At 37.4% G+C, this 13,031-nt stretch carries 13 protein-coding genes; all 13 read right to left on the bottom strand.

Going from position 1 to position 13,031, the window contains the following annotated elements:
- Complete coding sequence (locus tag JR347_RS15580; RefSeq protein ID WP_205721511.1) at positions 1-1,791, bottom strand: TlpA family protein disulfide reductase; 1,791 nt, start codon at positions 1,789-1,791, stop codon at positions 1-3.
- 721 nt (positions 1,792-2,512) lie between these two features.
- Positions 2,513-3,235 (bottom strand): hypothetical protein, encoded by a 723-nt coding sequence (locus JR347_RS15575; protein WP_205721510.1) that lies wholly within the window; start codon positions 3,233-3,235, stop codon positions 2,513-2,515.
- On the bottom strand, positions 3,228-4,112 hold the full coding sequence (locus tag JR347_RS15570) for an alpha/beta fold hydrolase (protein WP_205721509.1): 885 nt from the start codon (positions 4,110-4,112) through the stop codon (positions 3,228-3,230). The genes JR347_RS15575 and JR347_RS15570 overlap by 8 nt, the downstream gene beginning before the upstream one ends.
- 2 nt (positions 4,113-4,114) lie before the next feature.
- Positions 4,115-4,774: an outer membrane beta-barrel protein gene (locus JR347_RS15565; protein ID WP_205721508.1), complete on the bottom strand. Its 660-nt coding sequence runs from the start codon at positions 4,772-4,774 to the stop codon at positions 4,115-4,117.
- 5 nt (positions 4,775-4,779) lie between these two features.
- Positions 4,780-7,149 carry a glycoside hydrolase family 31 protein gene (locus JR347_RS15560; RefSeq protein WP_205721507.1) on the bottom strand — a complete coding sequence of 790 codons (2,370 nt, stop codon included), beginning with the start codon at positions 7,147-7,149 and terminating at the stop codon, positions 4,780-4,782.
- A 117-nt stretch (positions 7,150-7,266) separates the two neighbouring features.
- The gene (gene accC / locus JR347_RS15555; protein ID WP_205721506.1) at positions 7,267-8,619 is read right to left on the bottom strand and encodes an acetyl-CoA carboxylase biotin carboxylase subunit; all 1,353 of its coding nucleotides are present in this window, start codon (positions 8,617-8,619) and stop codon (positions 7,267-7,269) included.
- 54 nt (positions 8,620-8,673) lie between these two features.
- Positions 8,674-9,159, bottom strand: a complete 486-nt coding sequence (gene accB / locus JR347_RS15550) for an acetyl-CoA carboxylase biotin carboxyl carrier protein (RefSeq protein ID WP_205721505.1) — start codon at positions 9,157-9,159, stop codon at positions 8,674-8,676.
- Positions 9,160-9,208: 49 nt separating this feature from the next.
- Positions 9,209-9,775 carry an elongation factor P gene (gene efp, locus JR347_RS15545; RefSeq protein WP_205721504.1) on the bottom strand — a complete coding sequence of 189 codons (567 nt, stop codon included), beginning with the start codon at positions 9,773-9,775 and terminating at the stop codon, positions 9,209-9,211.
- Between the two features lie 53 nt (positions 9,776-9,828).
- Complete coding sequence (locus JR347_RS15540; RefSeq protein ID WP_205721503.1) at positions 9,829-10,824, bottom strand: beta-ketoacyl-ACP synthase III; 996 nt, start codon at positions 10,822-10,824, stop codon at positions 9,829-9,831.
- A gap of 10 nt (positions 10,825-10,834) precedes the next feature.
- The gene (gene plsX, locus JR347_RS15535) at positions 10,835-11,776 is read right to left on the bottom strand and encodes a phosphate acyltransferase PlsX (RefSeq protein ID WP_205721502.1); all 942 of its coding nucleotides are present in this window, start codon (positions 11,774-11,776) and stop codon (positions 10,835-10,837) included.
- 10 nt (positions 11,777-11,786) lie between these two features.
- Positions 11,787-11,978, bottom strand: coding sequence for a 50S ribosomal protein L32 (gene rpmF, locus JR347_RS15530; RefSeq protein ID WP_205721501.1), 192 nt, complete (start codon positions 11,976-11,978; stop codon positions 11,787-11,789).
- A gap of 28 nt (positions 11,979-12,006) precedes the next feature.
- On the bottom strand, positions 12,007-12,522 hold the full coding sequence (locus JR347_RS15525; protein ID WP_205721500.1) for a YceD family protein: 516 nt from the start codon (positions 12,520-12,522) through the stop codon (positions 12,007-12,009).
- A gap of 76 nt (positions 12,523-12,598) precedes the next feature.
- A complete protein-coding gene (locus tag JR347_RS15520) occupies positions 12,599-12,985 on the bottom strand; it encodes a TerB family tellurite resistance protein (RefSeq protein WP_205721499.1) in 387 nt (128 codons plus the stop codon).
- Between the last annotated feature and the right edge of the window lie 46 nt (positions 12,986-13,031).

Below are 13,031 nucleotides of genomic sequence, written 5' to 3'. Positions count from 1 at the left end.
TTAATTTAATCCTTCAACATATTTAAGAAATTCAATTCTACTTGTTGGACTAGGTATATTTTGATGGATCTTACCTTTTTTATCTATTAACAAGTAACTTGGAAAAGATCTTATATTATAAAATTCTTGTAGTTCATGGGATTGTCTAGCACTTAATAGATAGTGATCACCTAAGGGATTATATTTAATTAAAGTAGTATTCCAATTACGTTCACTCGAGTTGACACAAAGGTAAACAAACTTAATTTTTGATGCTTCCTCTTTCAATTGCCTCTGTGCTTCAAAATCAGTCAAGCAAGGTTTGCACCATGTTGCCCAAAAGTCAATAATAGTGACCAAACCTCTGTTATAATTGATTATGTGGCCAAACAGACTTTGGCCATCTCCATCAAATTTCATGGTCGAAAGCATTAAAGAATCAATTTGTTTTTTTTGGTTTTTTGTACTTTCATACCATTCCTTTATGTGTTCTATATAATCGGGATTTTCGATAATCGATGATGTTTTTTCGTAAGCCCATTCCATTCTCTCAAAGTCTTCCAACTCTATAATGTTTCGATAAAAAAATTGAGTTAAAAGTAAATCTCTAGTTTTAGAGTTTTTTGCTTCTAAAAAATGACTTAGAAAGCTCTCATAACTAGACTTATGCCGGTATTTTTGAAGATCATTAGCCAACTTATCTTCAATGCTCCACCATTTCTCTTTGTCTGATTGATTTAGGCTACTTATTACAATTCCATTATCTTTAAATCTTCTAAGGAAAGACTTTTCCTCTTCTGTTATTAATAATTCATTGGTTAAAATATATCTAATTTCTGATTGACGGTATTTTTTAAAATCTTCCTCGCTTCGATTTAAAAAGTGATTTGCCAAACCATTAATTAAAGCAAAATATGATGCAGATAATTCGTAAGCTTTAGAATTTTCGTTTATTGAATCAATAAATTGAATCTCAAACTCATTTCTTAAATCACCGGTTAATCGCTTGTCATTTCCAATACCGTAATTCATGCTCTCCCAGCTGAAATTAAGAAGTTTTGTGAAGTAGTTAATTTCAGTATTCGCAAAAAACCATTTTTTGAATAATTCTGAACAATTCGATTGATTACAATAGTCTTTTAGAAACTTTTCCTGTGTAGCCCTAAATGCTCTCCTAAAATCAACATATTGAATTGGTTCCAACTTTAGTGCCCTAGCTTGTTCTTTCGCAGATGGTATATAGGTTGATTGCATTTCATTCATATAGAAAATATCATAGTTTGCAGAAGAGTTGTTTCCAGCAAAATGAATATTTTCGATTTCCCCACTCATCGGCATATTTATGGTTAGTGTATCACCTGGCGATATTATTAATTGTCTTATATCATTAAAATACTCAGCGCCTAGATAAATATTCTGAGTTCCATTAATTTCAAGTACGATATGAAAATATCCGCTTGAATCTATATCTGTCGCATATTCATGTTGTGTCCCTAAGATAAAATCCATGGTGTAAAATGTTAAAGGTAACCCTGCTCTTGCGGAGTCAACTTGTTCAATATAACCTTGTATTACCGCAGTACCATTTTTGATAACTTGAGAAGATTTTTTTGGTAAGCGGCTATCTTTTTGAAAATTTTTTGTTAATAAAACACCATCAATGATTATTGAATTATTCGAATGAATGAATTCAATTACTCGCGTTGGAGTTTTGATTCTACAGGTTTGACTATACTTTTCAAACCTCAATATTGGTTCAATTTTATTCTTCCAAAAAATTAAATCCTCATCAATTTTTAATAGCCAATCCATCGTTGACTGTTCAAACCACAGACCTTTCATTTCTGAAGGAACGTCTATTCGCTCATAGTTTTTACACGAGCATAATATGACAGAGAGTAGGAATACTTGTATTAAGAATCTCAAATACTTCGAATACAGAAAATTGTTTTCTTTGAATGAATGTGGTGACATAATTAATACAATATAATACTTAGCTAGAATATTAAATAAAATATTTGAATTAATATAAATAGTACTTTTTGAAAATAATATTAATATAAAATTATTTTTTAGAGATGAAGTATTATACTAACGTGAAATTATAAATTGTCAATTTATCTAAATTGGATTGTTATACACTGATTATCTCTACGTCACGTTTATCTAAACTTGGGACAATCAGAATATGATATAGGTGAGGTTGATTGAAGTTGGCTAAGGATTAACCAACTAATTTGGAATGTCACCCTGAAATTGATTTTCGGTTACTTAGATGCTGAAACAAGCTAAGCATGCCAAATCGTTGAAAGGGTTACTTCCTAGTTCTTGGCCAACATTCACCCGCTGATGTTTCTGGCCGTCTTATATAGAGGAAAAGGAAGTGGCCTTGGTTAAATTTCGAAAAGAAATACTATTCAACAAACAATTTTTAAAGACTCTTATTGACAATTATTACAAGAATGAAAGATAATGAAAAAAAATTGCGAGAGTCTTCCTAATTCGCTTTTCTCAATTACGACAGAAAGGTTAGCTACCAACCTCCAAACAACGAAGTAAGAAAACCCCAACCTTTTTGCTTCTTTGGTATCACAACAGGGTAAGCTATTTTCTTCTTGCACATCTTAATCAAGTACTTCTTTGCCACAGTGAGTTCAGAATCTCTGATTTGCCGAAATAGCTTTTGAGCTTCGGTGAATCGCCCTAGACCGCGCAACACATCAGCTTTTTCAAATTTTAATAGATCAGAGCTGTCATCCAACATAGGAACAAACTGTTCTAAAATATTGAAATTATCCACTACCGGCCATTCGCACTTAGTAGAGTCTTCTTCATATTCATAAGTCACTCTGTAAGATGCACAGCACTCCAACCAGAATTCTTCTAAAAGAAGTTGAATTTTATTTCGATCGATATCATTATTTTGTATGACTTGTACATAATCAGGTGCATTTAACCATGTAGGGCGTTTGGTTGCGTTTAATGCCTGATAGGCTTCCTGTGAATTACCAAATACTTTCACCTCACTATTTTCATTGATTTCAGGCCAGATAAAGGCCGAGCAATTCGTGCACTTGGCAATAATAGGCAACAGGGCTTGCTCCTCTGTATTGGAATAGATTTCATAAGACCATTGCTCTATAGATTGGTCATCGGGGTCAATGCCCGTACCCTCATTGGTGTACTGATATTGCTCGTTGCATGAAGGGCAATTGATTCTTATAAACCGAAAATTCGCAACGTTGTAGCTAGTCATCTTGAATGGAATGAAATTCAAATATCGCCTTTAGCACCTCTTGTGGCGTTTCTATATGAGGATAGTGCCCTGAGTTTGGTATTCTTACCACATGAGCGTTTGGTATTACCTCTTCAAACCGACCTGCCATGTGAGCCCCTGAAATTGGGTCTTCCACACCATTAATCAATTGTATGGGTATGATTGCTTCTTGCAAAGGTTGAACCCAACGTTCCCGGTTTTTAACTCGTTCCGCCATATAGCGGATTAATCTTGGGATGGCCTTAATTCCATTTTGTTCTATAATCAGTTGCCAGGTACCTTCAATGAATTCATCACTCGGTGGATGCTCATTGCTAAAAACGGCAGTTATATTTTTTCGGAAAGCTTTTTTGGTAAACAGATTAGCAATAATTCCACCTATGGGCGAGATGAGCAGTTTTTGAATGAACAAAGGTTGGTGAGTTTCTGGAAAAATACCTCCATTCAAAAGAATACAAGAAAGCCAATTGATTTTTGTGCTCCCTTCCTTTTGTCTGGCTAGTAGCTCTTGCGCCACTGTATCGCCCAGATCGTGCGCCAAAATGTGCGCCTCAGTAAACTCTAGCTTTTCAAATAAACCCTCGATAATATCAGCCTGCAATGCAACCGTTAGTTTCATATTTGGTTTGGACGATCTGCCTAAACCAATGAGATCAAAAGAAAGTACATGAAAATGGTTAGTCAGTTCTTGCCAGATGGGGGCAAAGTCCCATGACGAAGAGGGGAAACCATGAATGCACAGTAAAGTAGGTCCTTCACCTTCCTGAATATGAAAGACACGCAGGTTATTGACATTGGAATAATTTCCTTTAGAATACCACTCTTCTAATCCTGCTATGTTGATAGAGTGGCTCATGACTAATCAGATTTTGCGGCTATTTGTAATGGGATTATCAGCGAAAATTTTGCCTGAAAAATATTGTCGTTGCCCGATGTTCCTAACTCTGAAATATTATCGAGGTAGTCGGTGGCTGTGTTTAACATACTCAGTGAAATCCCGAGCCCAACATTGCCCGATAGATAATAGATAGCTCCAACACTTGTTGGTAAAAAGGCTGATGTATTTCTGTAATCCTCACCATCATTCCGAGTGTTGGTGGCATTTACAAGGCTTTGACCGTTGGCATCTTTGGGCGTAAAACGAAGAAATCCTATGCCTTGAGATAGGTATATCCACCAGCGCTCATTTTTAATAAAGTGATAATTGAGTGCATAGTTCACTCCAAAGAAATTGGTTTTAAAATACTTATTAGGTGCAACAGTTCCGGCTTGAGTAGGTGGGGCTTGTTCCGGATCATCATCACTTACAGACCCTAATATCAGCTGAAAAGACCCATTTAGCTTGCGCTTTTTATTCAGTCGAATTCCCACATGAAAACCACCACCAGCCTGATCAAAAGAACCCATATCCCCTGAATAGCTAAACAACGATCCTCCGGTTTCAAGCAGCAATTTGTTTTGGCCGAAAGAAGGTACAGCAGAAATGGCTATGATTAATATAATAATGGATATCCTCAAGGCAGCTATTTGTAATTCACAACAATTGTTGAATTCTTATTCAAAGATAGGTTAAATAGAATAGCATTATCTGACATGCTGAAAACAGCTTCCTTACCATCAATCATAATATTGTCAGGCACTGGCACACCTATTAAACTGAACTTAATATTTCTATTTTCTGGAGAATTTACATACCCTGAGCCCTCTACATTTAAAGCAATAGATAATCCGGTTTGGTTTGGCTGAACATTAGTCTTAATCAAATGATATTCACCTTTTTTGTAGGCACCTTTTGTTTTACCATCATCAAAGTAAACGACATTTTCACTAGAATTTTCTGAGTAGTAATAAGTGAAATTGAGATTCTCAGAAGTAAACTCAGCAGTATTCTTCATGGCCGGTGCGGTAACAATTACACTACCACCTTTAACATATACAGGTATGTGATCGTTGGCCAACGTTTTTCCAACCCATTGATTACCCTTGCGTTGGCTGTTTAAGTGTAAATCGTACCAATCGCCTTCTGGTAAGTAGGTTTTATGAATAACTTCACCCGGCTGCAATACTGGACTTACCAATAAATTCTCACCCCACATATACTCACTAATTAACGTATCAGGGATAGATTCATATTCCATGAACATTGGTCTGGCCATTGGAATGCCCGAGGTCATGTTTTTCCAAGCGAGTGTGTAATTATAGGGCAACATTTTATAGCGTAATTCAATGGCTGGTTTTACATTCTCCTGCACTTCTTGAGGCCAGGTAACTGGTTCTGGAGGAACTACTTCATCGGCATGTGGCCTGAGTACAGGAGTGAATACAGCAAATTGCAACCATCTTGTATACAATTCAGGATCGGCTTTTTCTACAAAAGAAAAGCCACCGGCATCTGCGTGCATGTACCCGATACCACTCATTCCAATGCCCGTCATAATTGGGATTTGCGCACTTAACCCGGACCATGTTCGGCTCACATCCCCCGACCAAGGGATGAGAGAATATCGCTGTGTGCCCGCAAAGCCCGCTCTGCCCATATGAAAAAGTCGCTCATTTGGGTAATCCCTTGCATACCCTTCATAAAGCATTTTAGCCCATTCATGGCCATATGCTCCATGAACTTCTTTTCCCAACCCGTTAACATGTATTATATCGTCAGGGTGTACTTCAGGCTCACCCAAGTCTACCCACCAGCCGTCAATGCCGTATTCATCCATTCTTTTATACTGATTCCATATCCATTGTTGGGCATCATCATTGAAAATGTCTAATAAACCAGTTTTACCGAAGTAGAAATATGGTATTTGCATGGCATTTCCGGTACTGTCTTTTGCCAGCAATCCTTTTGACTCAAGTTCTTCAAATCTCCCTGACTTTAAAGTGAAAAACGGCTCTGAAACGGTGATGATTTTTACATTATTTTCTTCAAATTCAGCAATCATCTGTTTCGGATCAGGCCATTTTTCTGCATCCCAATCTAATTTGCCCATTTGTCCGTCTTGTAGCTCCGGGCCAAACCAGTAGATATCCAAAATCATGGCGTCTACAGGATAACCAGCTTCCAGCGATTTGTTCAGCATTGATGAGGCTTCCTTTTGATTTCGATAACCAAAACGAGACTGCAAATTTCCGAATGTCCAGACAGGGGGGAGCTGCTGGCGGCCTGTGAGTTCAGTATATTTGGTAATCATGTCATTGTAAGAACTTCCATTAATGAAGTAATAAGACATGTTGCCGCCTAACGTTGAGAAGTTTAATTCATCGTCAACGGTTTTACCAATATCCATCCAGCCTTTTGCAGGATTGTCAAACAGAAGCATATACTTTTCGGATGAAGTGATATGTGGAATGCAGTAGTTCAATAACTCACTTCCCATTTGATAGGCGTAATGCGCTTTGTTGAACATGTCAAGTTTATAACCTCTTCTATTTAAAGGTAAAGCCCTGGCGCCTGTTCCATAAATAGCTTCATTTTCTTTCAGTTTGAACTGAATGCTTGTGGTATCTCCATTTCTTCCATAAGGTGATATTAACTGTACTTTTTCTGTAGAGTTAGTATCGCGTATACTAATAGAGAATGGCTTGAGCTGAACAAAGAGCTCAACATTTTCAGTACTAAGGATTAAGTTTTCTTCTTGTTTTTCAACTTGTAAATTCACTGATGAAGTAAGAATAGGAGCATAGTCCCTGTCGCTATAAGTGAGGCTATCAGAATATCTGAAATTGATAATATCTTGCGTGATGGCGCTAATGGTTAACTGACCATTTTTATATGGAATTTCAACGCTACTGCCTTGAGCTATCTCATTTTCATAGTTTGAGCATGAAAATGTTAGGCTTAAGAGTAAAAAGATAATGTAAATGGAGTGCTGTAAACGTATTTCTTTTCTCATCTTCAATTAAAGTGAATAATGAAGATACATCAGTCCGAAATATTATGAAAGGGGACATTAGCAAAATAAAAAAGCCTCTCCATCAAGTGAAGAGGCTCCTACTTGTAGTTCAATTATTTATTGAATACCGCTCATATCAAAAGTATCCATAAAAGCAGTGGTGAAATCACCAGACTGGAACTTCTTATCGTCCATTAACTTTAAATGGAAAGGGATAGTTGTTTTAATTCCTTCAATAACGAATTCACTTAACGCTCTTTTCATTCTTGTAATTACTTCTTCTCTTGACTGGCCGCTTACAATAAGCTTAGCAATCATTGAGTCGTAATTTGGAGGAATAGTATATCCGGCATACACGTGGCTATCCACTCTTACACCGTGACCGCCTGGCAAATGCAGATTGGTAATCTTTCCTGGTGATGGTCTAAAACCATTAGCTGGATCTTCTGCATTAATTCTACATTCCATCGCAAAAAGGTTAGGAGTGTAGTTTTTGCCAGAAATAGTAATTCCTGCAGCTACTTTAATTTGCTCTTTAATCAAATCGTAATCAGTAACCTCTTCAGTAATAGGGTGTTCTACCTGAATACGGGTATTCATTTCCATGAAGTAGAAATCTCCGTTCTTGTCAACTAAAAACTCAACAGTTCCTGCACCTTCATATTTTATGGCCTCAGCAGCTTTAACGGCTGCGTCACCCATTTTATCTCTCAGCTTTTTGAATTTACTCATTACTGGAGATGGAGTTTCTTCTAATAATTTTTGGTGTCTTCTCTGAATAGAGCAATCTCTTTCAGATAAATGGCAAGCTTTACCTCTTTTATCACCTACAATTTGTATTTCTACGTGACGGGGCTCTTCGACAAATTTTTCTAGGTAAAGTCCATCGTTTCCAAAGGCTGCACCAGATTCTTGCTTTGCATCATTCCATGCTTTTTCAAAACCTGATTCATCTTTGACAATACGCATACCTCGGCCACCACCACCGGCAGTTGCTTTAAGTATTACAGGATACTTAATCTTCTGCGCAATTTTCTTACCCTCTTCTACAGATTTAAGCAAACCATCAGAACCAGGGATAGTTGGTACACCTGCTTTTTTCATCGTGGCTTTTGCCGTTGCCTTGTCACCCATTTTGTCAATCATGTCGGGTGAAGCTCCAATAAACTTGATGCCATATTCCTGACAAACAGCACTGAATTCAGCGTTTTCGGAAAGGAAACCATAACCAGGGTGTATGGCGTCTGCATTCGTAATTTCTGCGGCAGCAATCAGGTTAGGAATATTTAAATAGGAGTCTTTACTGGGTGCTTTTCCAATACATACGGCCTCATCTGCAAAGCGTACATGCAGGCTTTCTCTATCGGCAGTAGAATAAACGGCTACTGTTTTAATACCCATCTCTTTACACGTTCTTATCACGCGCAAAGCAATCTCTCCTCTGTTAGCTATTAATATTTTTTTAAACACAATCTTTCGAATTTAAGGTTATAAATAACTTATGATCCTCCGGAGATCGAAAAATTATGAAGGGTCTACTAAGAATAGTACCTGATCATATTCTACAGGAGAAGCGTTTTCTGCTACCACCTTTACGATAGTGCCAGAAACATCAGATTCAATTTCATTGAATAACTTCATCGCTTCTACAATACATAATGTCTGACCTTTTTCCACTTTGTCTCCAACATTTACGAATGCAGGCGAGTCAGGATTAGAAGATCTGTAGAATGTACCAATCATTGGTGATTTAACTTCTACATAATTGCCTTCTGATGATGCAGGGGCAGAGGCTGGCGCTGGTGCCGAAGCAGCAGCAGGTGCCGGAGCAGCACTAGGTGCTGGTGCAGCCGGAGCCGATGCTGAAACAACACTGCTTTCTACAACCTGTGTTTTAACATCAGGGTCTCTTTTGATAGATAATTTTAACTCCTCAGTTTCAATCTTCACCTCATTAAGACCAGACTGTGAAATGAAGTCAATTAGATCTCTTATTTCCTTTGTTTTCATTCTTAATCGTTTTATAGGCCTTAATTTTAATTAAGGCGATGGTTGAAATTTATGATTTTACTCTTTCGTAATATGAATTACTTGTTGTCTCTATTTTAATCTTATCGCCTTCGTTAATAAATAAAGGCACTTGTATTTCTGCACCAGTTTCTAAAGTTGCAGGTTTTGTTGCATTAGTAGCGGTATCACCTTTTAACCCCGGTTCAGTATATGTCACTTCTAGCTCCACAAATTGAGGAAGCTCGCATCCGATAACCTCTTCTTTTTCCGCATGATAAAGAACATCTACCTGCTGGCCTTCTTTCATTAGTTGCGCATTTTCTATGGCTCCTTCGCTAACAAAAGTCTGCTCAAAAGTTGAAGCATCCATTAGATGATATCCCATTTCGTCCTTATAAAGAAATTGATGCGGACGTCTTTCAATTCTCGCAGTTACTACTTTATGACCTGCTGAAAACGTATTTTCGATTACTTTACCAGATGTAAGGCTTTTGAGCTTTGTTCTAACAAAGGCTGGCCCTTTACCAGGCTTCACATGCTGGAACTCAACGATTGTATATAAGTCGTTGTTATATTCCAGACACAATCCATTTTTAAAATCGGCTGTAGTTGCCATTAGTTAAATTTTAAAAAATTAAAGTTACAAATCAGTTTTTTATAAGCAATGCATTAAGAATTATAAGCCCATTTTAAATAAATGGAGCCCCAGGTGAAACCTCCGCCAAAAGCAGCGAGTACAAGATTATCACCTTTCTTAAGCTTTTTCTCATAGTCCCAAAGTAACAATGGAATGGTTCCACTGGTAGTGTTACCATATTTTTCGATATTCATCATTACTTTATCATCAGTAACGCCCATTCTGTTAGCCGTAGCGTCAATGATTCTTTTATTGGCCTGGTGTGCCACTAACCAATCTACATCATCTGCACTTAGATTATTGCGCTCCATGATTTTGGCAGCATAATCGGCCATATTTGTTACTGCAAATTTAAAAACTGTAGCTCCGTCCTGACGAGCATAATGTTCTTTAGCCATTACGGTTTCAACTGTGGCCGGGTAGGCACTTCCACCAGCTTTCATCTTTAAAAATTCAGCTCCTTTGCCATCACTCTTGTGAATAGCATCGATAATACCGTTTTCATCTTCACTTGGCTCTAATAAAACGGCTCCGCCACCATCACCAAAAATGATGCAGGTTGTTCTGTCTTCATAGTCAATAATAGAAGACATTTTATCAGCACCAAGAACTAATACTTTTTTGTAGGTTCCGGCTTCAATAAATTGAGCACCTGTAGTCAAGGCATAGATAAACCCGGAGCATGCTGCACCCATGTCAAATCCAAACGCATTCACGGCACCAATTTCAGCGGCTACTAAATTAGCTGTTGCCGGGAAGACCATATCAGGTGTAATCGTGGCAAAAATAATCAGATCGATATCTTCCGGATTAGTATTAGTTTTCTCAAGCAAACCCTTGGCTGCTTCAGTGCCAATTACGGAAGTGCCTTTGCCTTCACCTTTAAGAATTCTACGTTCTTTAATTCCAGTTCTGGAGGTAATCCATTCGTCATTGGTGTCTACCATTGTCTCAAGCTCCTGATTTGTTAATACATAATCAGGAACGTACCCATGAACACCAGTTATAGCGGCTCGAATTTTAGCCATAGTTTAAATTTTATTCTCCAATCTTTTCTTTAATCTTCAAGTGAATATTAGCCTCTGCCATTTTTAATGATAGTAGCAACATATTCTTGATTGCTTCCGGGCTGGAAACACCGTGGCCTATCACCACATTTCCATTCACACCCAAAATAGGGCTTCCGCCTATTGCTTCGTAATTAAATCTATCGAAATAGGGGTCTTTTATATTTCGAGTCTGTAACATATCAAAGAAGGACTCAGCCATTTTTAAGATGACATTGCCCGTAAATCCATCGCAAACTATTACATCTGCTTTGTCATTGAATAAATCACGACCCTCAATATTACCAATAAAGTTTAGACTTTTGTCAAGTTTGAATAATTGATGAGCTGCTTGAGTAAGTAAGGTACCCTTTTGTTCTTCTTCACCCAGGTTCATCAATCCAACCTTAGGTTTTTCTATTTCAAAAACGTGTTTGGCATAAAGAGATGCTATTTGGCCAAACTGATGTAGTACGTCAGGTTTGCAATCTGCATTGGCACCTACATCCATGATCACACCAAAACCACCCGCTTCTTTCGGCATAAAGCCGGCTATCCCGGGCCTGATAATACCTTCAATGGTTTTGATGGTAAACATGGCACCTACATGCATAGCACCGGTATTACCAGCGCTGGCAAATGCATTTACCAAGCCTTTCTTTAATAGACCAAAGCCAACAGGAATGCTGGCTTCAGGTTTTTGTGAGAGCGCCTTTGTGGGGTGCTCTCCCATGTCAATAACATCTGAGGCATGAAATACCTCAATGTTGGATTCATTTATATTAAATTCTTCCAGCTTGCCATTGATAACATTTTCATCCCCGATAAGAACTAATGTTACTCCTTCGGGTAGTTCTTTGGCAGCCAGCCCTGCACCTTTGACAGTACTGTCCGGTGCAAAATCTCCGCCCATTGCATCTAATGCAATTTTCACGAGCAAAGAATTATGCTAGAACTTCTTTCTCCATGACAACTTTACCTTTGTAGTAAAGTTTGCCTTCTAACCAGAATGCTCTGTGTGGTAAATGAAACTCGCCAGTAGTTGGGCAAACAGCTAATTGTTTAGCTTCTGCTTTGTAATGCGTTCTTCTCTTGTCTCTTCTAGATTTCGAGATCTTTCTCTTAGGATGAGCCATCTTATTCTATTATTTAATTATTCAATTCTTACTTTAATTTCTTTAATGCTTCCCAACGCGGATCAGTTGTTTCACTGTCATCTTCATTATCCTTTACCTCGTCAGTATACACCATTTCATCTTCTTCACTTTCATTATCGAATCTAGGATGAAGTTTTTTCATTGGAATCTCTAATCCGATAAACTCGTAGATATATTGCGCTAAGTTTAAACGCTGAGTATCTCGGGTTATCATAACAATGTTGTCATCCAATTCTATTTCTTCTTCCCCGTATTTGAAGATAATTTCCTTATCTACATTTAGAGGAAAGTCAAAGAGATCTAAACTTCTATCACAGGTCAATTCAATTTTTCCAGTGATTTTAATCGTCATCTTTATGAACGATTCATTTTTCTCGAGCGTGATATGGATATTACCAGCACCTTTTTCTACAATGCTATTTTCAATCTCAGCAAAGAACTTATCATTGAATTCAAACTCATACGTGTGAGTTGAATTACTAAGTTTGAAAATATCAATATGGAATCTGTCTAGCGCATTCATACCACTCCCTTCCAAATTAAGGTTGCAAAGTTAATAAGATAATTCTTAATTATAAAAGATTCATTTATACCTTTTATCAGGTATATTCTTTCAAAAGCATCGATTTTAAAGAATCCTTAGGATGCTTATAGATTTCTTCCTTCAGGAAATCAACTACATCTTGCTTGAACCCAAGCTTTATTGCGATATCTCTGCAAAAAGTTATTTCACTGTCAAATATCTTTTGATCTACTAACATTAAATCTATGCAGGTATATAAGTACTCAAATTTTTGAGTTTCAGATAATGCGCCAAATGAGCCAATGGGCTCAGGATTAATAATTAAGTTCTTTACCTCAGATTCAGGGAAATTTCTCATTCTGGCAATCTCGTAAATTTTTTCTCTTTCTAAATTTGAGAAGTGCTTATCTGAGTTAGCCAGCTGTATAAGTATATTTAACTGTTTTCTGGTGATTATATCCATGATTTAGTTGGTCGCACTAGGCGCCTAAAGATAGTAGATTTGTAGA

Source organism: Fulvivirga lutea (assembly GCF_017068455.1).
Taxonomy (GTDB): Bacteria; Bacteroidota; Bacteroidia; order Cytophagales; family Cyclobacteriaceae; genus Fulvivirga; species Fulvivirga lutea.
Note: the sequence above shows the minus strand (reverse complement) of the source record. Positions and strands in the feature narration are given on the sequence as shown.

Bases quoted from the DNA above. Each gene is read 5' to 3' on its own strand.
- JR347_RS15570 (WP_205721509.1), bottom strand. From the start codon at position 4,112: ATGAGCCACTCTATCAACATAGCAGGATTAGAAGAGTGGTATTCTAAA.
- rpmF (WP_205721501.1), bottom strand. From the start codon at position 11,978: ATGGCTCATCCTAAGAGAAAGATCTCGAAATCTAGAAGAGACAAGAGA.
- accB (WP_205721505.1), bottom strand. From the start codon at position 9,159: ATGAAAACAAAGGAAATAAGAGATCTAATTGACTTCATTTCACAGTCT.
- JR347_RS15560 (WP_205721507.1), bottom strand. From the start codon at position 7,149: ATGAGAAAAGAAATACGTTTACAGCACTCCATTTACATTATCTTTTTA.
- JR347_RS15580 (WP_205721511.1), bottom strand. From the start codon at position 1,791: ATGGATTGGCTATTAAAAATTGATGAGGATTTAATTTTTTGGAAGAAT.
- JR347_RS15520 (WP_205721499.1), bottom strand. From the start codon at position 12,985: ATGGATATAATCACCAGAAAACAGTTAAATATACTTATACAGCTGGCT.
- JR347_RS15525 (WP_205721500.1), bottom strand. From the start codon at position 12,522: ATGAATGCGCTAGACAGATTCCATATTGATATTTTCAAACTTAGTAAT.
- JR347_RS15540 (WP_205721503.1), bottom strand. From the start codon at position 10,824: ATGGCTAAAATTCGAGCCGCTATAACTGGTGTTCATGGGTACGTTCCT.
- efp (WP_205721504.1), bottom strand. From the start codon at position 9,775: ATGGCAACTACAGCCGATTTTAAAAATGGATTGTGTCTGGAATATAAC.
- JR347_RS15575 (WP_205721510.1), bottom strand. From the start codon at position 3,235: ATGACTAGCTACAACGTTGCGAATTTTCGGTTTATAAGAATCAATTGC.